The sequence below is a fragment of the Leifsonia sp. NPDC080035 genome, from assembly GCF_040050925.1.
GTDB lineage: Bacteria > Actinomycetota > Actinomycetes > Actinomycetales > Microbacteriaceae > Leifsonia.
The window spans coordinates 24529-47701 of sequence record NZ_CP157390.1; the positions used below are offsets into that span (position 1 = coordinate 24529).

Consider the following 23173-nt stretch of genomic DNA (forward strand, 5'->3'; position numbering starts at 1 on the left):
CGCCCTGTTGCGCCGATCCCGGCGTTCCTCCGCCCAGTGTCGGCGGCCCCTGCGAGACTGACCGCATGGACATCCTCGCCCTGCTCATCGGTCTCATCCTCGGCCTCCTCGTCGGCGCTGCCGGCGCGGGATTCGCCGTCGCGAAGCTGCTGCGCGGCCGCGCGATGGATGCGGTGCCCGCCGAGCCGGTGATCGACCCCGCGGTCGTCGCGGCCCGGCACGCCGCGGAGCTCGCCGAGGTGCGCGCGGCCGAGGCCGCCGTGCAGGCCGAGATCCGTGCCGACCTCGCCGCGGCCGACGCGCGCCTGGATGCACTGCAGGCGCAGCTTCGCGACGCGCAAGAGCTGCACCGCGAGACGATCGAGCGCCACCGCGCCGAGGCGCAGGCCCAGGCGGAACGCGAGCGCGCCGAGAGCAAGGTGCTGCAGGCCCTTGCCCCGGTGCGCGAGAGCCTCACCGACATGCAGCGCAAGGTGGTGGAGCTGGAGACCCAGCGGCACCAGCAGCACGGCCAGCTCACCCAGCAGCTGCGTTCGGCGGCCGAGTCCGAGGAGCGCCTGCGCAGCACGGCCGAGGCGCTGGCCTCGGCGCTCCGCTCCAACAGCACGCGCGGCGTGTGGGGCGAGACGCAGCTGCGCAGCGTCGTGGAGGCGGCCGGGCTGATCGAGCGCGTGGACTTCGACCTGCAGTCCAGCATCCACTCCGAGTCCGGCGCGGGACGCCCGGACATGATCGTGCACCTGCCCGGTGGCAAGAGCATCGCGCTCGACGCGAAGGTGCCGTTCAACGCGTACCTCGAGGCGAGCCAGATCCCTGCGACCGCGACCGGCGCCGAGGGCGCACAGCGCGAGGCGCTGCTGAAGCAGCACGTGAAGGCCGTGCGCGACCACATCACGGCCCTCGGAAGCAAGGCGTACTGGACGGGCCTGGAGTCCTCCCCCGAGCTCGTGATCGCGTTCATCCCGAGCGAGTCGCTGGTCTCCTCGGCGCTCGAGGCCGACCCCTCCATCATGGAGTTCGCCTTCGGCAAGCGCGTCGCCCTGGCGTCCCCGGTCACCCTGTGGTCGGTGCTGAAGACCGTGGCGTTCAGCTGGCAGCAGGACGTGCTCACCCAGGAGGCCAAGCAGCTGTTCGACCTCAGCCGCACCCTGTACACGAGGCTCTCCACCACCGCGGGGCACATCGAGAAGCTGGGGCGGTCGCTGGAGCGCACCGTCAAGGACTACAACGGCTTCGTCGGCTCGTTCGAGCGCCAGGTGTTCCCGGCGGCGCGCAAGCTCAATGCGCTGGACGAGTCCAAGGTGATCGGCGTGCTCGAAGGGATCGAGGAGTCGCCGCGCGAGCTGACGGCGTTCGAGCTCGTGAGCGAGCTGGACCGGGACACCCGGGACCTCGAATCGCGCGACATGCACGGGATCGACAAGCTCGCGCTCGAAGAGCAGGAGCGCGCTCACGCGCACGACGGCGACGCCGAGTCCGAGTCCGGCGCCGCGTAACCCGCGTCGCTCACCGCGGGCACGTTGTCGCCCCACGCCGACCGAACCGAGGGCACGCGGCCCCGCTGACTGTGCCGGTTCGGTACGTCACGGCCCTGCTCGCGCAGGGACAGACGTACCGAAGGCCGTCAGTCGGGGTGCGTGCAGCACCGAACGCGCTCTAGAGCTGGTCCGGCTCCAGCCACTTCTCCGCCAGGTGGTCCGCCAGCACGCGCCGGATCGTTCCCGACTTCGAGCGCAGCACGATCGACTCGGTCTTGATGATCGGGCCCTTGCGTCGCACGCCCTCTACCAGACCGCCGTCCGTCACACCGGTCGCGACGAAGAAGGTGTTGTCCCCCTGCACGAGGTCGTCCGCACCGTAGATGCGGTCCATGTCGAGGCCGGCCGCCTCGCCCTGCGCGCGCTCCGCGTCGTCCTTCGGCGCGAGCCGGCCCTGCATGAAGCCGCCGAGCGCCTTGATGGCGCACGCGGTCGTGATCCCCTCCGGGCTGCCGCCGATGCCGACGCACATGTCGATGCGCGACTCGTAGCGCGCCGCGTTGATGCCACCGGCCACGTCGCCGTCGAGCATCAGCCGGGTGCCGGCGCCGGCCGAGCGGATCTCCTCGATCAGGCCCTCGTGGCGCGGCCGGTCCAGCACCGCCACGCGGATCTCGCCGACCGGCTTGCCCTTGGCCTTCGCCAGCTCGCGGATGTTGTCGCCGATGGACTGCGACAGGTCCACGACCCCGCGTCCCTCCGGGCCGGTCACGATCTTGGACATGTAGAACACGCTCGACGCATCCAGCATCGTCCCGCGATCGGAGACGGCGATCACCGACAGCGCATTCTGCCGCCCCGCCGCCGTCAGCGAGGTGCCGTCGATCGGGTCCACCGCGATGTCCACCGCGGGCCCCCGGCCGTTGCCGACGTGCTCGCCGTTGAACAGCATCGGGGCGTTGTCCTTCTCGCCCTCGCCGATGACGATGACGCCGTCGAAGTTCACCGTGCCCAGGAACTTGCGCATCGCGTCCACCGCCGCGCCGTCCGCCGCGTTCTTGTCTCCGCGGCCGATCCACGGGGTCGCCCGGATCGCCGCGGCCTCGGTCGCCCGGACCAGCTCCATGGCCAGGTTCCGGTCCGGATGCGTGAAGTGGGATGCGGTGTCGGTGCTGGTCATGATGGGTCCTCCCGGACGAATCGAACGGCGTTGTCGACCGCCGGTCGGCGGCGCCCCCAGTGTATCCGCGCGCGCCTCGCCGCGGACCGGCCGCGCACGAACGTTCATCCCCTGTGCGCTCCCGGCTCACCCGCCGCGCAGGCACGCCACGCCCCGTCGCCGGGCACGCACCACCCGCGACGCCCGCGGCCGCCCCTGCCCGCCTCGGTATGATGAGAGCCGTTCGACACCTGAATTCCTAGAGGAGCTGCAATGCCCATCGCAACGCCGGACCAGTACGCAGAGATGCTCGACAAAGCGAAGGCGGGCGGATTCGCTTATCCGGCGTTCAACGTGTCGTCGTCGCAGACGATCAACGCCGTGCTCCAGGGCCTCACGGAGGCCGGCAGCGACGGCATCATCCAGGTGACCACCGGCGGCGCCGACTACTTCGCCGGCCAGTCCGTCAAGGCGCGCGCAACCGGCGCGCTCGCGTTCGCGCGCTTCGCCACCGAGGTCGCCAAGAACTATCCCGTCACCGTCGCGCTGCACACCGACCACTGCCCGAAGGGCGCGCTCGATGACTTCGTGCTCCCGCTCATCGCCGCCTCCGAGGAGGAGGTGCGCGCCGGACGCAACCCGATCTTCCAGTCGCACATGTGGGACGGCTCGGCGGTGCCGCTGGCCGAGAACCTGGAGATCGCGCAGGACATGATCAAGCGCACCAAGGCCATCAACGCCATCCTCGAGGTCGAGATCGGCGTCGTCGGCGGGGAGGAGGACGGCGTGCGCCATGAGGGCTCCAACGAGGCCCTCTACACCACGCTCGGCGACGTCGAGCAGGCCGTCGAGGCGCTCGGCCTCGGCGAGAACGGCCGCTACATGGCCGCCCTCACCTTCGGCAACGTGCACGGCGTCTACAAGCCGGGCAACGTCAAGCTGCGCCCCGAGCTGCTCAAGGAGATCCAGGACGGCCTGGCCGCCAAGTACGGCACCGGCCCGAAGCCGCTCGACCTGGTCTTCCACGGCGGCTCCGGCTCGACCGACGCCGAGATCGCCGAGGCGGTCCGCAACGGTGTCGTCAAGATGAACATCGACACCGACACCCAGTACGCATTCACGCGCTCGGTCGCCGGCTACATGTTCGAGAACTACGACGGCGTGCTCAAGGTGGACGGCGAGGTCGGCAACAAGAAGGCGTACGACCCGCGCGCCTGGGGCAAGGTCGCCGAGTCCGGGATGGCGGCGCGCGTGGTCGAGGCCACGCAGCAGCTGGGCAGCGCCGGTCACTCCGGCAAGTAGCGGCGCGGGAGGGGGCGGCCGCGTGGCGGAGGACGACAAGAGCCGGGACGGGCAGGGGGACGAACGCCCGCGCCCGCAGTTCGGCGAGCTCGCGCCTCCCGGCTGGAGCTGGCATCCGCCGCAGGACGCCGACCGACTGGACACCGCGCGGCACAGCCCCGCCGCGTCCGAGCCGGAACCGGTCGCCCCTCCTCCCCCGTACGACCGCCCGGTCCCGCCGCAGCTGCGTGCGGCGGGACCGCGGTGGAACCTGACGTTCACCATCCTGCTGCTTGTCGGCGGCTTCTTCGGGATGACGTACTCGATCGGGACCCTGCAGGCGCTACCCGCCGCGATGGAGCTGCTGCACAGCACGCAGCACCTCGTCCCGTTCACCGCCGACCCGTCCGTCGGGTCGCTGATCACCGGCGGGTCGATCGCGATGGCGGCGATCTGGGCCGTCTCGCTCGGCGTGACGATCTGGCTGCTCGTGCAGAAGCGGCTCTCGTTCTACGTCCCGCTGATCGCCGGCGTGGTCGCACTGATCACCCTGTTCGTGATCGTGGGGATCGTGCTCGCCACCGACCCGGTGCTGCTCGACTTCTACAGCGGCGTCGGCCCGGCGACCCCGGTGCCGACCGCCCCCAGCACGCCACCGGCCACCACGACCTGACGCCCGGTCCCCCCGCCATCGGTTCCGGAGTTGTTCACGCGACACGCCGTGCCGCACCGTGAACAACTCCGGAACCGATGACAGCCGGGGTCCGCGGCGCCGGGGTGCCGTGTCAGGCCGCGGCGTCCCGCTCCCGCGCCTCGGCGAGCCCCTGCGCCAGCGGAGTCGTCGGGCGGCCGATCAGCTCGGAGAGCGTCGGCGTCGCCTCGGCGAGCGCACCTTCGCGGATGTTGCCGTCGAGCGCCACCACGAAGCCCGCGGTGCCCTCGTCGAGTCCGGCGGCGGTGAGGATGCGCGCGTGCTCCTCGGGGCTCACCGACCGGTACGAGACCTCGCGGCCGAGGAGGTCGCCGATCGCGGCGGCCAGGTCGTCGAACGTCCAGGCCACGTCACCGGAGAGCTCGTAGACGGCTCCCTCGTGCCCGTCGCCGACGAGCACCTCCGCCGCGGCCTCCGCGTAGTCCTTGCGCGACGCGCTGGCGACTCTGCCCTCGCCCGCGCTGCCGACCAGCTCACCGCTCGCCGCGGCCGTATCCACCTGGCCGGCGTAGTTCTCGGTGTACCAGTTGTTACGCAGGATGGTGACGGGTAGGCCGGAGGCGGCGAGGATGCGCTCGGTCTCCGCGTGCTCGGGCGCCAGCACGAGGTCCGTGTCGGTTGCACGCGGCGCGCTCGTGTAGACGAGCCGGCCGACACCGGCACGGGCGGCGGCCTCGATCGCGTTGCGGTGCTGTTCCACGCGCTTGCCCACCTCGGAGCCGGACACCAGCAGCAGGGCGGAGGCGTCCGCGAACGCCGCATCCAGCGTCTCCGGCTTCTCGAAGTCGATGACGGCGGTCTGGACGCCGCGGGCCGCGAACGGGGCGAGACGCTCGGCGCTGCGGCCCGCGGCACGGATCTCCGCCGCGGGGACGCCGCGCTCGAGGAGGGCATCGACGGTGAGGCGGCCCAGGTGGCCGGTGGCTCCGGTGACGACGATGGTCATGTGTGTGTTTCCTTTCGGTCGGTCACGATCGCCAACCCGCGTCCCGCCGCGAAACTTCCCGGTCGAAGGTACCCACTTTTTGGTAAGTTACTGACGTGGACACCAGATTCCCGTCCCTGAACGGCTTCGGATTCACGGACGGCGTGCTCCCCTCGGAGTGCCCGTCCCGCATCGTACTGAATCACGTGACCAGCACCTGGGGGGTGCTGGTGCTCGTCGCGCTCTCGCAGAGCGAGTTGCGCTGGGGCGAGCTGCGGCGCACCGTGCAGGGCATCAGCGAGAAGATGCTCGCCCAGACGCTGCGCACGCTGGAGAAGGACGGCTTCGTGCTCCGCTCGCCGCAGCCGACCATCCCGCCGCGGGTCGACTACAGCCTGACCGCCCGCGGTCGGGCGCTCACCGAGCACCTGCTCCCCCTGATGGGCTGGATCGCGGACAACGCCGACGACATCCTCTCCGGCGAACCCCCGGCGGAGCCGGCGCCGCTCGGCTTCGCGACCGGGCAGGCGTCCGTCAGCGGCGACTACCGCGAGGGCAACGAGGACTCGCTGTACACCTCCGCCTGGTCCGCATTCGTCGCCGACGGCGTGGGCGGCCACGCGGCAGGGGAGGTCGCCTCGGCGACCGTGGCCATCCGCCTGGCCTCGATGCTCGATGCGACGGAGGGGCGCGTGCCGGGCGAGGAGCGCCTGCGCGAGCTGATCGCCGTCGCCAATGCCGACCTCGCCCTGCGGGTGCGCGTCGATCCGGCGCTCGCGGGGATGGCGACCACGCTCGTCGGCGTCTTCTCCGACGGCACGCGGGTGTACGTCGCCCACACCGGCGACTCGCGCGCCTACCGGCTGCGGGCCGGATCGCTCGAGCAGGTCACGCAGGACGACTCCCTCGTCCGCGAGCTCCTGGCCTCCGGCGTGATCGGCGAGGCGGACGTGCCCGACCATCCGTTGCGGTCGGTCGTGACCCACGTGCTCGGAGGGGACGCGGAGGACGCGGCGGCGCTGCACGTCGCCGCGGAGGAGGCGCGTGGCGGCGACCGCTGGCTGCTCGCCAGCGACGGGCTCACCGACTACGTGCCGATCCCGCTCGTCGCGGAGACGCTGAGCGCCGCCGCGAATCCGCAGGATGCCGCGGACGCACTCATCGCACTGGCGCTGGAGCACCGGGCGCGGGACAACATCTCGGTCGTGGTGGCGGACGTCGTGGAGCTGCCGGAGGCGCCGGAGTACCGGCCGGCGTTCGGGGGCTCGGCCGCCGCCGACCCCGCCGCATCCCGCGCCCTCTGAGTCCGGGATGCCGCAGCCACCGGCTGGTAATGCCAGCAATGCTGGTATTCTCCCCCGGTGACAAACCGCCGTTCCGACATTCTGGTGGCAGCGGCGACCGTTCCCGAGCCGACCGGCGCCCGCACCCGTTCCGTGGCCCTCGACGTGCTGCGGGTCACGGCGATCCTCGGCGTCGTCGCGATCCACGTCTTCGCGGCGATCGTCACCAACGGGGCGATCAGGGGCTCGGGGACGTGGTGGGCGGCGACCATCCTCGACATCGGCAATGTGTGGGTCGTCCCGGTGTTCGTGATGGTCAGCGGCGCTCTCCTGCTCTCCCCCCGCCAGCACGCGGCCGGCCCCGCCGCCTTCTATCGCAAGCGGCTGCTGCGACTCGGTCCGGCCTTCGTGTTCTGGCAGGTCTTCTACCTCGTCGTGGTCCGCGTCCTGGTGCAGCACCAGCACCTGAGCATCACCCAGACGGCGGGCCTGGTGCTCGACGCCAAGGCGTACACGCACCTCTATTTCCTCTGGCTGATCGTCGGCCTCTACGTCGTCGCGCCGGTGCTCGCGGCGTTCCTGAACAACGGCGGCGACCGCCGCGCGTACGCGTTCGCCGGCACGGTGCTGGTCTTCACCGTCGTCGTGGTGGGGCTGTCCGGCCTCGCGACCGCCTACGGCGACCCTCACCCCATCGTGCTGAACGCGCTCACGCAGTGGATCCCGTACGTCGGCTACTTCCTCGCCGGCTGGGCGCTGCGCAAGCTCGTGCTCCGGCCCGCGTGGACCGTGGTCGTCGCCGTCGTCACGGCCGGACTGCTCGCCGAGCTCATCTGGCAGTTCGCCAGCACCTCCGCCCCCGCCTGGCTCAGGGCCGTCTCACCGGGCGGCTACTACGGCGCCGCCGCGGCAGCCGCGTCGGTGGGCGTCTTCATCGTCGCGCAGGGCGTCTTCGCTCGGCGCGGCGAGCCAAGGATGCACGCGTCCCGCTTCCTGACGGCGCTCTCCGACGCCGCGTTCGGCGTCTACCTGGTGCACTTCTTCTTCCTGGTGCTCGCGGTCACGGTCTTCCCGGGGCTCGGTGTGCTCCGGGCCACCAGCCTCCCGGTCGCGGTCGCCTTCTGGGCCGGGCTCGTCGTGCTGTCGTTCGCCGTCAGTCTCGGCGCGCGGCGGATCCCCTACCTGCGCCGGCTCTTCTGAGGGCCGGGGCGGCCCACCGGGTGCGCTCGTCCGCGCAAGCCCGACCGGGGACTAGCGGCCGCGTCCGCCAATGGCGCGCGCGTCCTGCTTGCCGGTGATGTCCTTGCGCAGCTCCTTGGGCAGCGAGAACATCAGGTCCTCCTCCGCCGTCTTGACCTCCTGCACCTCGGCGTAGCCGGCGCCGGAGAGGTCCTGGAGCACCTCCTGCACGAGCACCTCGGGCACGGAGGCGCCGCTGGTGACACCGACCGTCGCGACACCCTCCAGCCACTCCTGGCGGATCTCGCTGGCGTAGTCGACGCGGTACGCGGCCTTCGCTCCGTACTCGAGCGCCACCTCCACGAGGCGGACCGAGTTGGAGGAGTTGGCCGAGCCGACGACGATCACGAGGTCGGCCTGCTCGGCGACCTTCTTGATCGCGACCTGGCGGTTCTGGGTGGCGTAGCAGATGTCGTCGCTCGGCGGGTCCTGCAGGTTCGGGAAGCGCTCGCGCAGGCGGCGCACCGTCTCCATAGTCTCGTCGACGGACAGCGTCGTCTGGGAGAGCCAGACCACCTTGTCCGGGTCCTTCACGGTGATCGAGTCGACGTCGTCCGGCCCGTTCACGAGCGTGACGTGGTCGGGCGCCTCACCGGCGGTCCCCTCGACCTCCTCGTGGCCGGCATGACCGATCAGCAGGATCTCGAAGTCGTCGCGCGAGAACCGCACGGCCTCGCGGTGCACCTTCGTGACCAGCGGGCAGGTCGCGTCGATCGCGCGCAGGCCGCGCTCGGCGGCGGCGTTCACCACGGCGGGCGAGACGCCGTGCGCCGAGAAGACGACGTGGGCGCCCTCCGGCACCTCGTCCACCTCGTCGACGAAGATCGCGCCCTGCTGCTCCAGCTCGGAGACGACGTGCACGTTGTGGACGATCTGCTTGCGCACGTAGACCGGCGCTCCGTAGTGCTCCAGCGCCTTCTCGACCGCAACGACGGCGCGGTCGACACCGGCGCAGTAGCCGCGGGGGGCCGCCAGCAGCACACGCTTCTGTCCCTGGACCGGGATATCCTGAAGCCGCCCGCGCGATCCCGGCTCCCTCTTCACGGGAATCCGGGGCATCGGCAGGCTGATGGTCGCGTCGCTCACCCCTAGATCGTACGCGGGAAGCGCTGAACAACGGATGGGAGGGCCGCCAGGGTGCCCCAGGCAACGGACACGACGTCGTCGGTCTCGATGGTCCCCGGTCCCCCGACCCTCGACGCCCCGTGGCCGGTCGCGCTGCTCTCCTCGAAGATCCGAGGCTGGATCGACCGCCTCGGCACCGCCTGGGTCGAGGGCGAGATCACCCAGTGGGGCGTCTCCGGCGGCAATGTCTACGGCAAGCTGAAGGACCTGCACGAGGACGCCACGATCAGCTTCACGATCTGGTCGTCGGTGAAGGCCCGCATCCCCGCCGACCTCAAGCAGGGCGACCGGGTGATCGCCGCGGTCAAGCCCAACTACTGGGTCAAGGGCGGAACGCTCACGATGCAGGTCTCCGACATGCGCCACGTGGGCCTCGGCGACCTGCTGGAGCGGCTCGAGCGGCTGCGCGCCCAGCTCGCGGCGGAGGGGCTCTTCGCGATCGAGCGCAAGAAGCGCCTGCCGTTCCTCCCGCACACGATCGGGCTGATCACCGGCAAGGACTCGGACGCCGAGAAGGATGTTCTCCGCAATGCCCAGCTGCGCTGGCCGCAGGTGCGCTTCCGCGTCGTCCACGCCGCCGTGCAGGGCGAGCGCACCGTCACCGAGGTGACGGCCGCCATCCGGACGCTCGACGCCGACCCGGAGGTCGAGGTCATCATCGTCGCGCGCGGCGGCGGCGACTTCCAGAACCTGCTGGGGTTCAGCGACGAGACACTGGTGCGCGCCGCGGCCGCCGCCGTGACCCCGATCGTCAGCGCGATCGGCCACGAGGCCGACCGGCCGCTGCTCGACGACGTCGCCGACCTGCGCGCATCCACCCCGACGGATGCGGCCAAGCGCGTCGTGCCCGACGTCGCCGAGGAGCTCGCCCGCGTGCAGCAGGCCCGCGCCAGGATCGGCACGCGCCTCACGCACGCGATCGCCCACGAGATCGACAGGATCGGCCACCTGCGCACCCGCCCGGTGCTCGCCTCCTCGTCGTGGATCGTCGACTCCCGCGCCCAGGAGCTCACCCGCTACGTCGCGCGCGGGGTCGAGCTCGTCGAGCGCTGCGTCGAGAAGGAGACCACCCGCGTCGCCGAGCTGCGCGGCCAGCTGCGGGCGCTCTCGCCGCAGGCGACACTGGACCGCGGCTACGCGATCGTGCAGACCGCGGCCGGTCACGTGGTGACCGCGCCGGCGGAGGCGCCGGCAGGCAGCGACCTCCGGGTGACGGTGTCGGGAGGCGCGTTCGCCGCCACCGCAGGCGACGAGGTCGCCTCGCCCGCGCATCCCGCGGCCGAGGAGCGCTCAGCAGGTTCCCCGGCAGCCAAATAGAATGGACACCATGCCCACCTCCGAGATCAATGCGCTCAGCTACGAGGAGGCGCGCGACGAGCTCGTCCGCGTCGTCACCGAGCTGGAGCAGGGCCAGGCGACCCTCGAGGAGTCGATCGCCCTCTGGGAGCGCGGCGAAGCACTCGCCCGGCACTGCGAGGAGTGGCTGATCGGCGCCAAGGCGCGCCTCGACGCGGCGCGCGCCGGTGCCGCGACGTCCGGCGCCGCGGGAGCCTCTGACACCGAATGAGCCCCCGCACCAAGCCGCCCGCGGTCGTCGCCGAGCTCGGCCGCCCGGAGACGCCGGAGGAGACCGCCGCCCGCAAGGCGCAGAACTCCGCGAACCACCGCAACCGGCAGACGGTCAACAACCTCGTCTTCTCGCTCCTCGCGACGGTCGCGCTCGTCATCATCATCGTCATCGCGGTTCCGCGCGGCAATCCCACCGCCTCCACTCCCCCTGTGGACTACGTGAAGATCGCCCAGGAGGCGCAGGGCTCGGAGCCCGACCGGCTTCTCGTGCCCGAGCTGCCCTCCGGCTGGAAGTCGAACTCCGCGGAGCTGCGCACCAAGACGGCGGACAAGGTCGACTCCTGGTACATCGGCCTGCTGACCCCGAAGGGCCAGTTCATCGGCATCACCCAGGGCTTCGACGCGAACGACAGCTGGGTCGCCGAGCAGGTGGATCGCGCGAGGATCGCCGGCACCCGTGACATCGACGGCGTGACGTGGGACGTCTACGACAACCGCAAATCCGGCTCTGACGCCGGAAACGTCGCGTACGCGCTCACCACGACCGCGGGGCGCAGCTCCGTCGTGGTCTTCGGCACCGCCGACGACTCCGAATTCAAGGCGGTCGCCTCCGCCCTGTCCGCACAGCTCGACACCCTGAAAGGTCACTGATGCCAACGACCCGCCCCGGCCGCATCTGGAACGCCATGCTCGCAGGCAACGAGCGCTTCGTCTCCGGCACGCCCGAGCACCCGCACCAGGACGTCCAGCGCCGCGAGTTCGTCGCCGAGGGCCAGGCGCCCGTCGCCGCGATCTTCGGCTGCGCCGACTCCCGGCTGGCGGCGGAGATCATCTTCGACATGGGCCTCGGAGACGCGTTCGTCGTCCGCAACGCCGGTCAGGTCGCCTCCGACTCGGCGATCGGATCTCTCGAGTACGCCGTCGCGGTGCTCAAGGTCCCGCTCATCCTGGTGCTCGGGCACGACTCCTGCGGCGCCGTCGCCTCGGCGATCGCCTCCCAGGCCGCAGACGCCGAGCCGCTGCCGCCGCACATCCGGCAGCTGATCGCGCCGATCGTCCCGGCCGTGCACCGCGTCGCCGGTGTACCGGACGGCGAGCCGGTCGACCCCGCGTCGGTGGACTCGGGCGAGGTCGGACGCGAGCACCTGCGCGACACGGTCTCCGACATCCTCGCGCGCTCCGAGATCATCAGCGACGCCGTCGCCGCGAATGTGCTCGCCCTCGTCGGCGCGAACTACCGTCTCCAAGAAGGTCGGGTCGTCCCCGACATCGTCGTCGGTCTGGCCGAACCGGCCGCCGACCCATCGCACGGACGCTGACGCGTTCCGAGCCCAGAAAGGAATACACACCGTGGTGGACACCCAGGCGGACACCGAGTACCGCATCGAGCACGACACGATGGGCGAGGTGCGGGTCCCCGCAGCCGCTCTCTACAGCGCTCAGACGCAGCGCGCCGTCGAGAACTTCCCCATCTCGGGGTCGGTGCTCGAGCCGGCCCAGATCGCCGCCCTCGCCCGCATCAAGAAGTCCGCGGCCCTCGCGAACGCGCGCCTCGGCGTGCTGGACGCCGAGATCGCCGACGCCATCGCGGCCGCCGCAGACGAGGTGGTCAGCGGCCGGCACAACGGCGAGTTCCCGATCGACGTGTACCAGACCGGTTCCGGCACCTCCTCCAACATGAACATGAACGAGGTGCTCGCCACGCTGGCGTCGCGCCGCCTCGGCACGCCGGTGCACCCGAACGACCACGTGAACGCGTCGCAGTCCTCGAACGACGTGTTCCCGACCTCGGTGCACATCGCCGTCACCGGCGCGCTCATCGACGACCTCATCCCCGCGCTCGACCACCTCTCGGTGGCGCTCGAGGAGAAGGCGGAGCTGTGGGCGACCGCCGTCAAGAGCGGGCGCACCCACCTGATGGATGCGACCCCGGTCACCCTCGGCCAGGAGTTCGGCGGCTACGCCGCGCAGATCCGCTACGGCATCGAGCGAGTGCAGGCGGCGCTCACGCGTGTCGCCGAGGTCCCGCTCGGCGGCACGGCCGTCGGCACCGGCATCAACACGCCGATCGGCTTCCCGCAGCTGGTCATCGAGCTGCTCACGCAGGAGACCGAGCTGCCGATCACGGAGGCGCGCAACCACTTCGAGGCGCAGGCCAACCGCGACGCGCTCGTCGAGGCCTCCGGTGCGCTGCGCACGATCGCCGTCAGCCTCACCAAGATCTGCAACGACCTGCGCTGGATGGGCTCCGGCCCGAACACGGGTCTCGGCGAGCTGCACATCCCGGACCTGCAGCCGGGCTCGTCCATCATGCCGGGCAAGGTCAACCCGGTCATCCCGGAGGCCGTGCTCATGGTTGCCTCGCGCGTGGTGGGCAACGACGCGACGATCGCGTGGAGCGGCGCGTCCGGCCTGTTCGAGCTGAACGTGGCCATCCCGGTCATGGGCACCGCGCTGCTGGAGTCGATCCGTCTGCTCACCCAGGCGAGCCGCGTGCTCGCCGACAAGACCATCACGGGCCTCGAGGCCAACCTCGACCGCGCCCGCGCGTTCGCGGAGTCGAGCCCGTCGATCGTGACGCCGCTGAACCGCGTCATCGGCTACGAGGCGGCCGCCAAGGTCGCCAAGCACGCCGTCGCCCAGGGCATGACGGTGCGCGAGGCGGTCATCGACCTCGGCTTCGTGGAGCGCGGCGAGATCACCGAGGAGCAGCTGGACACGTCCCTCGACGTGCTCAGCATGACCCACCCGGGCTGAGCCCTCGCGCTCCGGCGCGGCCGGCCGGCCGTGCCGACGAGTGGTGACGTGTTGCGCTCCCTCAGCTCCAATTGCGACAACACGTCACCACTCGGGGATCAGGCCAGCTCGTTGGCTTCGAGCATCTCCGTCACCAGGGCGGCGATCGCCGAGCGCTCCGACCGCGTCAGCGTGATGTGGGCGAAGAGGGGGTGGCCCTTCAGCGTCTCGATCACGGAGGCGACGCCGTCGTGACGGCCGACCCGCAGGTTGTCGCGCTGGGCGACGTCGTGCGTCAGCACGACCCGGGAGTTCTGGCCGACGCGGCTGAGCACCGTGAGCAGGACGTTCCGCTCGAGCGACTGCGCCTCGTCCACGATCACGAACGCGTCGTGCAGCGACCGGCCGCGGATGTGCGTGAGCGGGAGCACCTCCAGGATGCCCCTGTCCTGCACCTCGTCGAGCACGTTCTGCGAGACCAGGGCGCCCAGGGTGTCGAAGACCGCCTGGCCCCACGGGTTCATCTTCTCTCCCTGGTCACCGGGCAGGTAGCCGAGCTCCTGACCACCGACCGCGTACAGCGGGCGGAACACCATGATCTTCTTGTGCTGCTGGCGCTCCAGCACGGCCTCGAGCCCCGCGCAGAGAGCGAGGGCCGACTTGCCGGTCCCGGCACGTCCACCGAGCGACAGGATGCCGACCTCCGGGTCGAGGAGCAGGTCGATCGCGAGGCGCTGCTCCGCGCTGCGGCCGTGCAGGCCGAACACGTCGCGGTCGCCGCGGACCAGCTTGACCTCGCCCTGGGCGACGATGCGGCCAAGCGCGGAACCGCGGTCCGAGTGCACGATGAGGCCCGTGTTCACCGGGAGGTGGTCGACGAGCGGCGTGCGCATCCACTCCTCCTCGTAGAGGTCGCTCATCTGGTCGCTGCCGAGCGTGATCTCCGCGAGCCCGGTCCAGCCGGAGTCGACCACCTGCTCGTGCCGGTACTCCTCGGCAGCGAGGCCGATCGAGGCGGCCTTGACGCGCATCGGCAGGTCCTTGGAGACGACCGTGACGGCGAGCCCGTCGTTGGCGAGGTTCATCGCAACAGCGAGGATGCGCGAGTCGTTGTCGCCCAACTGCATCCCGCTCGGGAGGACGGACATATTGGAGTGGTTCAGTTCCACGCGCAACGACCCGCCGTCCCCCACCGGGATCGGGAAGTCGAGGCGCTCGTGCTGCACCCGCAGGTCGTCGAGGTTCCGCAGCGCCTGCCGCGCGAAGTACCCGATCTCGGGGTCGTTCCGTTTGCCCTCCAGCTCGCTCACGACGACGACAGGGATGACGACAGCGTGTTCGGCGAACCGGAAGATCGCCTTGGGGTCGGACAGCAGCACCGAGGTGTCGAGCACGTACGTGCGCTCGGTTTGACGGGTGCCACTGGGTGCCGACTCGAACTGCCGGGTTCCTGATTCAGCCACGACCACTCCCACCCCGCCGCTCCGCTTCCGCTGGAGCCGGCGGATATTTTGGCGAGCCGGCCATGGGGTTCCGAAACGAACTTATGTGGCCGTCTCGATCGGGCGCCGTGCCCGATGTGTCGAACGTACGCCGCACCACCGACAGCGACACGCGCAGAGCCCGCGTGTCGCGTTTCGATTCGGTGAACAATCGCCCCCAGTTCTGGGAGCAGCCGGCTCAGACGGCGGAGGCGTAGGAGACGAACGCGGCGCGCAGCATCTCCAGCGTGTCCTCCGTCGTGCCGGCGTGGACGCTGACCCGCACCGTCGTGGGGCGGACGCTGGCGGTCACGCCGTGGTTGAACAGCGATGCGCTGAGCGCTGTCAGCTGCTCCGGCCGCGGTTCCAGCACGACGATGCCGGCGCGCTCCGCGGTGTTGCGGGAGGAGCTGACCGGGATGGCGAACTCGTCCGCGAGGTCGATCACCCGCTCCGCGCGGTCGGAGACCGCGTCCGAGATCGCCGCGACGCCGACCGCGGCCACCTCCTCCAGCGCGGCGGCGAGACGCGCCTGCGCGATCGGGTCCGGGTTCGACACCGTGAACGCCTTCGCGCCGTGGGCGGGCTCGATCACCTCGTCCCAGGTCTGCGTCGCCGCACCGGTGCCGCTCCAGCCGCTGAAGACCGGCGTCAGGTGGTCGATGGCGCGCTCGCTCAGGGCGAGGAAGCCGGTCCCCCAGCCCGCGCGCGTCCACTTCTGGCCGCCGGAGACGACGACGTCGGCCACCTCGTACGGGGCGTCGACGACACCGAAGCCCTGGATCGCGTCCACGATGAGCAGCCGGTCGCCGATCACCTGACGGATGCCGTCGATGTCGGCCAGGTAGCCGGTGCGCGAGTCGACCAGGCTGACCATCACGGCGCTGGTGCTGCCGGTGACCTGCTCGCGGATGTGCGCGGGCGTCACCGGTCCGCCGTCGGTGTCCAGCCAGGTCGGGGTGACGACGTGCATCGCCTGCGCGGCGCGCACGGCGGCGTAGGTCACGCTCGGGAACTCGGCGAGCGAGAGCAGGATCTCGCCGCCGGTCAGGCCGAAGGCGGCGTGCATGAGCCCGGAGGTGGCGTTCGGCTGGAACGCGATCTGCTCGTCGGGGAAGCCGGTGAGGGCGCTCACGGCGGAACGGACGCGCGCGTCCTCCGCGTGCATCCTCTCCACGGTGCCGAACCGGGCCTTGCCGAGGATGTCGTACTGGCCCGCGAGCTCCGCGCGCACCGCCCGCGACACCGGACCCACCCGGCCGTAGTCCAGGTACCCCGGCTCCTCGCCGAACCCGTGCGCGAACTCCTCGACATTCGTCATCCGAACCTCCCGTACCATCCTGCCGCACGCGGGAAGGCTCAGGAGCCGAAACGACGCTGGCGCCTGGAGTAGTCGCGCACGGCGCGCAGGAAGTCGACCTCGCGCAGGTCCGGACCGAGCGCCTCCACGAAGTAGAACTCGCTGTGCGCGCTCTGCCAGAGCATGAAGTCGCTCAGGCGCTGCTCCCCCGACGTGCGGATGACGAGGTCGGGATCCGGCTGGCCGCCGGTGTAGAGGTGCTCGCCGATCAGGTCCGGCGTGAGCAGGTCGGCGAGCGTCTCCAGGCTGCCGCCCTCTGCGTGGTGCGCGGCGACGATGCTGCGCATCGCGTCGGTGATCTCCTTGCGGCCGCCGTAGCCGACCGCGAGGTTGATGTGCATCCCGGTGTTCGCAGCGGTCCGGTCCTCCGCGCCGGTCAGCGCGGCGACGAGCGGCGCGGGCAGGCCCGCGGTGGAGCCGACGTGCTTGACGCGCCACTCCCGGTATCGGGAGAGGTCGTCGGCGAGCTCGGCGATGATCTCGATGAGGTCGGAGAGCTCGGTGCTCTCCCGGTTCGTCAGGTTGTCGGAGGAGAGCAGGTAAAGCGTGACGACCTGGATGCCGAGGTCGTCGCACCACTCGAGGAACTCGCGCATCTTCGCGGCCCCGGCCCGGTGCCCGTGCGCGACCGTGGTCATGCCTGCCTGGCGCGCCCAGCGCCGGTTGCCGTCGATGATCATCGCGACGTGGCGCGGCAGCGACTCGGTGTCGAGGCCGGTGAGCTCGCGGCGCAGTCGCTTCTGGTACAGCCCATAGAGCAGCCCGCTTGCCAGGGGCGTCCTCCGTCTGCTCACGTCAGCTACGTTAGCGCGGTGCGACGGCGACGTCTCACAGCATCCAGACACGCGCCTCCCGTACTCTTGCTCCATGACGCCGCGAATCACGCCAGAGCCCGAGGACGTCGCCGAGTTCCTTTCGGAGCCGGCCACGAACCTCCCGCCCGCCGACGCGGCCGTGAAGGCCGACGACACCCGGGGGCCCGACCTCCCGAACATCCCGCTGCTGGATGCATCGCCCGCCAATCCCGCCGAGCTGAAGCCCACCTGGCGCGGCTGGATCCACGCGGGCACCTTCCCGGTGACGATCGCCGCCGGGATCGTGCTGATCTGTCTGGCCCAGGGCGCGCCCGCGAAGTGGGCGTCCGCGGTGTTCATGCTGACCTCGATGCTGCTCTTCGGCAACTCGGCGCTCTACCACCGCTTCAACTGGAAGCCGCGCACGAAGGTCGTGCTCAAGCGCATCGACCACGCGAACATCTTCCTGCTCATCGCCGGCACGTACACCCCGCTCGCGGTGCTCGCGCTGCCGCCGTCGAAGGGCATCCTGCTGCTCGCCATCGTCTGGGCGGGCGCGCTGCTCGGCATCGGCTTCCGGGTGTTCTGGATCACCGCGCCGCGCTGGCTCTACGTGCCGATCTACGTGCTGCTCGGCTGGGCGGCGATGATGTACATCGTCGACCTGGTGAACGCGAACGTCGCCATGATGGTGCTCGTCCTCGTCGGCGGTGTCTTCTACACCGTGGGCGCCGTCATCTACGGGCTCAAGCGCCCGAACCCGGTGCCCGGCGTCTTCGGGTTCCACGAGATCTTCCACACGCTGACCGTGCTGGCGTTCCTCTGCCACTGGACGGCGACGCTCCTGATCGCGCTGCACCCCGCCTACAACGGCTAGCCGGCCGCCCGAGTGTGCGGGCGGGCGGCGCTCCTGCCCTCGCTTCCGGAGTTGTTCACGCAACACGCCGAGCAGAGGCGTGAAGGACTTCCGAATAGATGGGTGGCAGCCCTCGAGAGAGCGACGGGCGGCTAGCGGCGCGGCGCGTCGTCGTCGTCCGCACCGCTGTCGGTGCGGGCATCGTCGCCGGCCGCGCCGTCGACGGGACCGCCGGCAGCCGCCGCCTGCTCGGCGTCCAGCTTCTCGGCGATCTCGGCGCGGTAGCGCACCCGGCGGATGCGGCGCACCATGTCGATGACGAGGAGCACCACGACGACCGCCAGCAGGAAGGTGACGACGAAGCCGACGATGCCGGGCGTCACGTCGTCCGCGTTCGGACCGCCGGTCGGCGTCGGGCTCGGGGTCGCGGCGAGCCACGCGGACCCGCGCAGCAGCAGATCGGCCATCAGTCGCGCCCCTCGATTCCGGCGAACAGGTCGGTCTCAGGCATCTGGGTCTCCACTTTCGAGTCGATGAGCTGGAAGTCTTCGGTGGGCCACGCCGCGCGGAGCACGTCGTTCGGCCAGAAGAAGAAGGTGTCGTCGGGCGCCACCTGGCTCGCGTGAGAGCGGAGGGCGGCGTCCCTGGTCTCGAGGTAGCCGCCGACATCGACCCTGGTCGTCGCGGGCGACGGCGCGTCGTCCGTCCAGGATCGCATCTCCCGCAGCCGTTCGAGCATCGGCGAGGACGGGTCGGCGGCCAGCAGCGCGTCGTGGACGGCACGGAGACGCTCGCCGCTGAACATCCGGTCGTAGTAGAGCTTGGACACCTGCCAGGGCTCGCCGGCGTCCGGGAACAGCGCCGGGTCGGCGGCCGCGCGGTAGGCGGCGACTCCGACCTGGTGGGCGCGGATGTGGTCGGGATGCGGATAGCCGCCGTTCTCGTCGTAGGTGACGAGCACGTGCGGCCGGAACGCGCGGACGAGGCGGACCAGCGGGGCGAGCGGGAACTCGAGTGGCAGCGCCGCGAAGGAGTCCGGCGGCAGCGTCCCGTCCTCGCGCGCCATGCCGGAGTCGACGTAGCCGAGCCACCGGTGCTGCACGCCGAGAACGGCCTGCGCGGCCGCCATCTCGCGGCGGCGGAGGCCCGCCATGTCGCGTGCCGCGCGCGCCAGCGCATCCGCGTCGAGTCCCGGGTTCAGCACGTCGCCGCGCTCGCCGCCGGTGCAGCTGACGATGAGCACCTCGTCGCCGTCGGCCACGTAGCGCGCGGCGGTGCCCGCACCCTTGCTGGACTCGTCGTCCGGGTGGGCGTGCACGGCCATCAGCCGCCTCGGGGCAGCACGATTCACAGCTTCGTCTCCTAGTCTTGTCTCAGCCTACCGTCGGCCCGGCGGCGGGCCTGAGACAGCACCGAGAGGCGGACCGTAGGCGGATGGCCACCGAGACCACCCTGGAGTCGCGGTACGGCCGCACCCCCTCCCGTCGCCGCCGCGACCGCTGGCTGCTCACCGGTGGGGCGGTCGCCATCCTGGCCGTCATGGTCGTGTGGGTGTTCTGGGCGGGATGGGACAACAACCAGGCCGACCTCGAGGCGACGGACACGGCGTACACGATCACCGACGCCCACCACGTGGACATCAGCTTCACCATCAACGCCCCGCCCGGCACACCGGTCACCTGCGCCATCCAGGCGCTCAACGAGGACTTCGCGATCGTCGGCTGGCGCATCGTCAGCTTCCCCGGCGCGGACAAGCGCGTGACCGCGCACACCGAGACGATCAGGACCACGCAGCAGAGCAATACGGGTTTGATTAACACCTGCTGGCTGACCTAGCATTCTGTGGATACGCCCCGGCCGAGGCCGGGGCGTCGACTTTACCCACCGGTTCGTCACCGGCCATCTGCCGAAGCGGCGCCAGCCGCAGGCGCGAAGGAGTTCATCATGTCCCAGGAGTCCCAGGTCACGTTTCTGACCCAGGATGCGTACGACCGTCTCGCGGCGGAACTCGAGGAGCTCAGCGTCAACGGCCGTAACGAGATCGCGAAGCGCATCGAGGCGGCCCGCGAGGAGGGCGACCTCAAGGAGAACGGCGGGTACCACGCGGCGAAGGACGAGCAGGGCAAGATCGAGGCCCGCATCGTCCAGCTCACCAACCTGCTGCGCAGCGCCACCGTCGGCGAGGCGCCGGAGAGCCACGGCGTCGTCGAGCCGGGCACCGTCATCACCGCCACGATTGCCGGCGACGAGAGCGTGTTCCTGATCGGCAACCGCGAGATCGCCGCGGGCACCGACCTGCCCGTCTACAGCGAGCAGAGCCCGCTCGGCGCGGCCATCCTCGGCCTGAAGGTGGGCGAGAAGACGGAGTACACCGCTCCCAACGGCCGCCAGATCAAGGTCGAGGTCACCAAGGTCGAGACCTACTCCGGCCAGTAGGCGACAGTCGACCACAGGAGAACCGCTCGTCCGGACGCCGGATCCGAGCGGTTTTTCCGTGCTCGCGGCCGCTCGTCAGTCGTCTTCGAGCACCGGGTCGTACCCCGCGGCGCGCAGCGCCTGGATGACGTGCTGGCGGTGCTCGGTCCCCCGCGTCTCGACGGAGACGTTCAGCTCCACCTGGCTCAGCTGCATCCCGCGGCCATGCCGGGTGTGCAGCACCTCGACCACGTTCGCGTTGACTCCGGCCAGGATCTCCGCGATACGGGCGAGCTGGCCGGGACGGTCGGGGAGCATGATCGAGAGCTTGAGATAGCGATCTGCGGCGGCGAGGCCGTCGCCGATCACGCGCTGCATGAGCAGCGGGTCGATGTTGCCTCCGGAGAGGATGGCGACAAGGGTCCCGTCCTCGGGGGCGGTCACGGCGCCGGACAGGATCGCGGCGACCCCCGCAGCCCCCGCGGGCTCCACGACCAGCTTCGCGCGCTCCAGCAGCACCAGCAGCGCGCGGGCGAGATCGTCCTCCGACACGGTGACGACCTCGTCCACCGCCTCGCGGATGATCTCGAAGTTCAGCGCGCCCGGCCTGCTCACCGCGATGCCGTCGGCGATGGTCGTGACGAGGGAGATGTCGACGGGCTCGCCCGCGGCGAGCGAGGGCGGGTAGGCGGCCGCGTTCGCGGCCTGCACGCCGATGACCCGCACCGTGCGGCCCTCGCGGGCGGCGCGCTGCTTGACCGCGCTGGCGACGCCGGAGATGAGACCGCCGCCCCCGATCGGGACGACGATCGTGGTGACCTCCGGCGCCTCCTCGAGGATCTCGAGCCCGAGCGTGCCCTGTCCGGCGACCACGTCGGGATGGTCGAACGGCGGGATGAAGACGGCCCCGGTCTCGGTTGCGAAGTCGGCCGCGGCGCGCAGCGTCTCATCGACGATGCTGCCGCTCAGCACGACGTCGGCGCCGTAGGCCCGCGTCGCCTGAAACTTGGGGATCGCAACGCCGACCGGCATGAAGATCGTGGCGTGGATGCCGAGCTCGCGTGCCGCGAAGGCGACGCCCTGCGCGTGGTTGCCCGCCGAGGCGGCGACGACACCGCGGGCGCGCTCCTCCTCGGTCAGCTTCGACAGCCGGTTGTAGGCGCCGCGGATCTTGTAGGAGCCCGTGCGCTGCAGGTTCTCGCACTTGAGCAGCACAGGAGCGCCGAGCACATCGGTGAGGTACCGGGAGCTCTCCATCGGCGTCGGTTGCGCCACCCTCGACACGATCGCGCGCGCGGCCTCGATCTCGTCCAGGCTCGGCCCGGCGAAGGGAGTGCGCGTGGGATCAGTCACGGTAGCCACTCGCACAGCCTACTCGCGGCCATATTCCGCGGACTGTATGCGTTCGCGAGCCGGGTTCAGTCGGCCCGCGGCCGGCGAGGCGGACGCGGCACCGTCTCCCAGATCGGTCCTGCCGGTGGCGCCCACTCCTCCGGCGGCTTGGCGCGCCACGCACCCGACGAGACGTAGTGCACCATCACGTTCAGCACGGCCACGAACGGCACCGCGAAGAGCGCCCCGGGGATGCCGGCGAGCAGGGATCCCGCCGCCACCGCCAGCACCACGGCGAGCGGGTGCACCTTCACGGCGCTGCCCATGATCAGCGGCTGCAGCACGTGACCCTCGATCTGCTGCACCAGCAGGACGACCGCCAGCATGATGACGGCGAACACCCAGCCCTTGAAGACGAGCGCGACGAACACCGCGAGCGCTCCGGTGACGACGGCGCCGACGATCGGGATGAACGAGCCGAGGAAGACGAGCACCGCGATCGGCAGCACCAGCGGCAGCCCGAGGAAGAAGGCGCCGAGGCCGATGCCGAGCGCGTCGATGGACGCGACCAGGATCTGGACCTTCGCGAAGTTGCGCAGCGTCCGCCAGCCCTCCTGGCCGGCGCCGTCGACGGCCGCGCGCGCCTTCTTGGGGAAGACGCGGACGACCCAGTGCCAGATCCCGCGTCCGTCGATGAGGATGAACAGCACGCTGAAGAGGGTGAGCAGGGCGCCGGCGAGAACGTGCCCGAGCGTGGAGCCGACCGAGAGGGCGCCCGAGATGTAGACGGCGCTGTCCTCCTGGATCGTCTTCCAGATGGAGGCGAACGCGCCGTTGATCTGCCCCTCGGTCAGGCCGAGCGGACCCGTCGTCAGCCAGGCCCGGAACTGGTCGAAGGCCGTCATCGACTGCTCCCGCAGATCCCCGCTTTCGCGCGCGATCTGCCAGATGACGACGTAGAAGAGGCCCCCGACCACGATCACGAGCGCGAGCAGCGTCGCCACGATGGCCAGCCACCGCGGCCAGCGGTGCCGGACCAGGAGGTCCTTGAACGGCACCAGGAGCGCACCGAGGAGCACCGCGATCAGCACGGGGACGACGATGAGCCGCAGCTGGACGATCAGGAAGATCGCGACCGCGATCACCGCGCCGATCACAAGCAGGCGCCACGACCAGGCCCCGGCGAGCCGGACGCCGCGGGGCAGCGATTCGTCGATCGGGCCGGTCTCCGGCGTCTCCAGGTCGCGGCGCCGGCGCAGGAAGCGCGCTCGGGCCGGTGTCGTTGCGGGCTGTGCCGGCGGGACCGGACCGGCGCCGGTGGAGTCGCTGTCTGCCATGCCCGCCAGTCTAGGTGCGCTCTGCGAGCATCCTCAGGGCGCTCTCACCGAGCGCACGGCAACTCACAGCGCGCGCCCAGTTCGGCGCACG

23 protein-coding genes and 1 pseudogene are annotated in these 23173 nt (G+C 70.9%); 14 read left to right on the forward strand and 10 right to left on the reverse strand.

What is annotated here, in order from left to right; translation table 11 throughout:
- Window positions 1–65 precede the first annotated feature (65 nt).
- Window positions 66–1496, forward strand: coding sequence for a DNA recombination protein RmuC (locus AAME72_RS00155; RefSeq protein ID WP_348788245.1), 1431 nt, complete (start codon window positions 66–68; stop codon window positions 1494–1496).
- A 160-nt stretch (window positions 1497–1656) separates the two neighbouring features.
- On the opposite strand, the gene glpX is transcribed toward AAME72_RS00155, so the two are convergent.
- Window positions 1657–2658 carry a class II fructose-bisphosphatase gene (glpX, locus tag AAME72_RS00160; RefSeq protein ID WP_348788246.1) on the reverse strand — a complete coding sequence of 334 codons (1002 nt, stop codon included), beginning with the start codon at window positions 2656–2658 and terminating at the stop codon, window positions 1657–1659.
- A 252-nt stretch (window positions 2659–2910) separates the two neighbouring features.
- Here glpX and fbaA point away from each other — a divergent pair, with 252 nt between their 5' ends.
- Window positions 2911–3939: a class II fructose-bisphosphate aldolase gene (fbaA, locus tag AAME72_RS00165; protein ID WP_348788247.1), complete on the forward strand. Its 1029-nt coding sequence runs from the start codon at window positions 2911–2913 to the stop codon at window positions 3937–3939.
- A 22-nt stretch (window positions 3940–3961) separates the two neighbouring features.
- On the forward strand, window positions 3962–4591 hold the full coding sequence (locus AAME72_RS00170) for a DUF6264 family protein (protein ID WP_348788248.1): 630 nt from the start codon (window positions 3962–3964) through the stop codon (window positions 4589–4591).
- Window positions 4592–4703: 112 nt separating this feature from the next.
- Here the strand turns inward: AAME72_RS00170 and AAME72_RS00175 are convergent, their stop codons facing one another.
- Complete coding sequence (locus tag AAME72_RS00175) at window positions 4704–5576, reverse strand: SDR family oxidoreductase (RefSeq protein WP_348788249.1); 873 nt, start codon at window positions 5574–5576, stop codon at window positions 4704–4706.
- Window positions 5577–5671: 95 nt separating this feature from the next.
- Between AAME72_RS00175 and AAME72_RS00180 the strand changes: the two are divergent.
- From AAME72_RS00180 to AAME72_RS00190, 3 genes and pseudogenes are all read left to right on the forward strand, one after another.
- Window positions 5672–6040: pseudogene (locus AAME72_RS00180) on the forward strand (helix-turn-helix domain-containing protein); the annotation flags it as partial.
- A complete protein-coding gene (locus AAME72_RS00185; RefSeq protein ID WP_348790182.1) occupies window positions 6026–6859 on the forward strand; it encodes a PP2C family serine/threonine-protein phosphatase in 834 nt (277 codons plus the stop codon). The pseudogene AAME72_RS00180 and the gene AAME72_RS00185, both read left to right, overlap by 15 nt.
- 57 nt (window positions 6860–6916) lie before the next feature.
- Window positions 6917–8038, forward strand: coding sequence for an acyltransferase (locus AAME72_RS00190; RefSeq protein ID WP_348788250.1), 1122 nt, complete (start codon window positions 6917–6919; stop codon window positions 8036–8038).
- 51 nt (window positions 8039–8089) lie between these two features.
- Here AAME72_RS00190 and AAME72_RS00195 read toward each other — a convergent pair whose 3' ends face one another.
- Window positions 8090–9136 (reverse strand): 4-hydroxy-3-methylbut-2-enyl diphosphate reductase, encoded by a 1047-nt coding sequence (locus AAME72_RS00195; RefSeq protein ID WP_348790183.1) that lies wholly within the window; start codon window positions 9134–9136, stop codon window positions 8090–8092.
- Between the two features lie 114 nt (window positions 9137–9250).
- Here AAME72_RS00195 and xseA point away from each other — a divergent pair, with 114 nt between their 5' ends.
- From xseA to AAME72_RS00220, 5 genes are read left to right on the forward strand one after another with little or no spacing between them, the layout of a single operon-like run.
- The gene (xseA, locus tag AAME72_RS00200) at window positions 9251–10519 is read left to right on the forward strand and encodes an exodeoxyribonuclease VII large subunit (RefSeq protein WP_348790184.1); all 1269 of its coding nucleotides are present in this window, start codon (window positions 9251–9253) and stop codon (window positions 10517–10519) included.
- 1 nt (window position 10520) lies between these two features.
- On the forward strand, window positions 10521–10769 hold the full coding sequence (locus AAME72_RS00205; protein WP_348788251.1) for an exodeoxyribonuclease VII small subunit: 249 nt from the start codon (window positions 10521–10523) through the stop codon (window positions 10767–10769).
- Entirely contained in the window at window positions 10766–11422 is a 657-nt protein-coding gene (locus AAME72_RS00210) for a DUF4245 domain-containing protein (RefSeq protein WP_348788252.1), read from the forward strand. The genes AAME72_RS00205 and AAME72_RS00210 overlap by 4 nt, the downstream gene beginning before the upstream one ends.
- Window positions 11422–12090: a carbonic anhydrase gene (locus AAME72_RS00215; protein WP_348788253.1), complete on the forward strand. Its 669-nt coding sequence runs from the start codon at window positions 11422–11424 to the stop codon at window positions 12088–12090. Before AAME72_RS00210 ends, AAME72_RS00215 begins: the two co-directional genes overlap by 1 nt.
- A 31-nt stretch (window positions 12091–12121) precedes the next feature.
- A complete protein-coding gene (locus AAME72_RS00220; RefSeq protein ID WP_348788254.1) occupies window positions 12122–13528 on the forward strand; it encodes a class II fumarate hydratase in 1407 nt (468 codons plus the stop codon).
- 98 nt (window positions 13529–13626) lie between these two features.
- Here AAME72_RS00220 and AAME72_RS00225 read toward each other — a convergent pair whose 3' ends face one another.
- From AAME72_RS00225 to AAME72_RS00235, 3 genes are all read right to left on the reverse strand, one after another.
- Window positions 13627–14970 (reverse strand): PhoH family protein, encoded by a 1344-nt coding sequence (locus tag AAME72_RS00225; RefSeq protein ID WP_348788255.1) that lies wholly within the window; start codon window positions 14968–14970, stop codon window positions 13627–13629.
- A gap of 217 nt (window positions 14971–15187) precedes the next feature.
- Window positions 15188–16309 (reverse strand): aminotransferase class V-fold PLP-dependent enzyme, encoded by a 1122-nt coding sequence (locus tag AAME72_RS00230; protein WP_348788256.1) that lies wholly within the window; start codon window positions 16307–16309, stop codon window positions 15188–15190.
- Between the two features lie 38 nt (window positions 16310–16347).
- Window positions 16348–17142: an isoprenyl transferase gene (locus tag AAME72_RS00235; protein WP_348788257.1), complete on the reverse strand. Its 795-nt coding sequence runs from the start codon at window positions 17140–17142 to the stop codon at window positions 16348–16350.
- 73 nt (window positions 17143–17215) lie between these two features.
- Between AAME72_RS00235 and AAME72_RS00240 the strand changes: the two genes are divergently transcribed.
- On the forward strand, window positions 17216–18019 hold the full coding sequence (locus tag AAME72_RS00240; protein WP_348788258.1) for a hemolysin III family protein: 804 nt from the start codon (window positions 17216–17218) through the stop codon (window positions 18017–18019).
- Between the two features lie 131 nt (window positions 18020–18150).
- On the opposite strand, the gene AAME72_RS00245 is transcribed toward AAME72_RS00240, so the two are convergent.
- Together AAME72_RS00245 and mca are read right to left on the reverse strand one after the other, a co-directional pair.
- Complete coding sequence (locus AAME72_RS00245; RefSeq protein ID WP_348788259.1) at window positions 18151–18465, reverse strand: hypothetical protein; 315 nt, start codon at window positions 18463–18465, stop codon at window positions 18151–18153.
- Entirely contained in the window at window positions 18465–19322 is an 858-nt protein-coding gene (mca, locus tag AAME72_RS00250) for a mycothiol conjugate amidase Mca (protein WP_348790185.1), read from the reverse strand. The genes AAME72_RS00245 and mca overlap by 1 nt, the downstream gene beginning before the upstream one ends.
- 110 nt (window positions 19323–19432) lie before the next feature.
- Here mca and AAME72_RS00255 point away from each other — a divergent pair, with 110 nt between their 5' ends.
- Together AAME72_RS00255 and greA are read left to right on the forward strand one after the other, a co-directional pair.
- Window positions 19433–19834 carry a DUF4307 domain-containing protein gene (locus AAME72_RS00255; RefSeq protein ID WP_348788260.1) on the forward strand — a complete coding sequence of 134 codons (402 nt, stop codon included), beginning with the start codon at window positions 19433–19435 and terminating at the stop codon, window positions 19832–19834.
- Between the two features lie 108 nt (window positions 19835–19942).
- Window positions 19943–20434 (forward strand): transcription elongation factor GreA, encoded by a 492-nt coding sequence (gene greA, locus AAME72_RS00260; protein ID WP_348788261.1) that lies wholly within the window; start codon window positions 19943–19945, stop codon window positions 20432–20434.
- A gap of 75 nt (window positions 20435–20509) precedes the next feature.
- Here greA and ilvA read toward each other — a convergent pair whose 3' ends face one another.
- Window positions 20510–21775, reverse strand: coding sequence for a threonine ammonia-lyase (ilvA, locus tag AAME72_RS00265; protein WP_348788262.1), 1266 nt, complete (start codon window positions 21773–21775; stop codon window positions 20510–20512).
- Between the two features lie 56 nt (window positions 21776–21831).
- Window positions 21832–23082 (reverse strand): AI-2E family transporter, encoded by a 1251-nt coding sequence (locus AAME72_RS00270; protein WP_348788263.1) that lies wholly within the window; start codon window positions 23080–23082, stop codon window positions 21832–21834.
- Between the last annotated feature and the right edge of the window lie 91 nt (window positions 23083–23173).

What these genes read in the sequence shown, in the direction of transcription:
- AAME72_RS00270 (WP_348788263.1), bottom strand. Translation starts at nt 23,082, where the DNA reads ATGGCAGACAGCGACTCCACCGGCGCCGGTCCGGTCCCGCCGGCACAG.
- glpX (WP_348788246.1), bottom strand. Translation starts at nt 2,658, where the DNA reads ATGACCAGCACCGACACCGCATCCCACTTCACGCATCCGGACCGGAAC.
- AAME72_RS00215 (WP_348788253.1), top strand. Translation starts at nt 11,422, where the DNA reads ATGCCAACGACCCGCCCCGGCCGCATCTGGAACGCCATGCTCGCAGGC.
- AAME72_RS00245 (WP_348788259.1), bottom strand. Translation starts at nt 18,465, where the DNA reads ATGGCCGATCTGCTGCTGCGCGGGTCCGCGTGGCTCGCCGCGACCCCG.
- AAME72_RS00240 (WP_348788258.1), top strand. Translation starts at nt 17,216, where the DNA reads ATGACGCCGCGAATCACGCCAGAGCCCGAGGACGTCGCCGAGTTCCTT.
- xseA (WP_348790184.1), top strand. Translation starts at nt 9,251, where the DNA reads ATGGTCCCCGGTCCCCCGACCCTCGACGCCCCGTGGCCGGTCGCGCTG.
- greA (WP_348788261.1), top strand. Translation starts at nt 19,943, where the DNA reads ATGTCCCAGGAGTCCCAGGTCACGTTTCTGACCCAGGATGCGTACGAC.
- AAME72_RS00210 (WP_348788252.1), top strand. Translation starts at nt 10,766, where the DNA reads ATGAGCCCCCGCACCAAGCCGCCCGCGGTCGTCGCCGAGCTCGGCCGC.
- AAME72_RS00230 (WP_348788256.1), bottom strand. Translation starts at nt 16,309, where the DNA reads ATGACGAATGTCGAGGAGTTCGCGCACGGGTTCGGCGAGGAGCCGGGG.
- AAME72_RS00195 (WP_348790183.1), bottom strand. Translation starts at nt 9,136, where the DNA reads ATGCCCCGGATTCCCGTGAAGAGGGAGCCGGGATCGCGCGGGCGGCTT.
- fbaA (WP_348788247.1), top strand. Translation starts at nt 2,911, where the DNA reads ATGCCCATCGCAACGCCGGACCAGTACGCAGAGATGCTCGACAAAGCG.
- AAME72_RS00255 (WP_348788260.1), top strand. Translation starts at nt 19,433, where the DNA reads ATGGCCACCGAGACCACCCTGGAGTCGCGGTACGGCCGCACCCCCTCC.
- AAME72_RS00205 (WP_348788251.1), top strand. Translation starts at nt 10,521, where the DNA reads ATGGACACCATGCCCACCTCCGAGATCAATGCGCTCAGCTACGAGGAG.
- AAME72_RS00175 (WP_348788249.1), bottom strand. Translation starts at nt 5,576, where the DNA reads ATGACCATCGTCGTCACCGGAGCCACCGGCCACCTGGGCCGCCTCACC.
- AAME72_RS00155 (WP_348788245.1), top strand. Translation starts at nt 66, where the DNA reads ATGGACATCCTCGCCCTGCTCATCGGTCTCATCCTCGGCCTCCTCGTC.
- mca (WP_348790185.1), bottom strand. Translation starts at nt 19,322, where the DNA reads ATGGCCGTGCACGCCCACCCGGACGACGAGTCCAGCAAGGGTGCGGGC.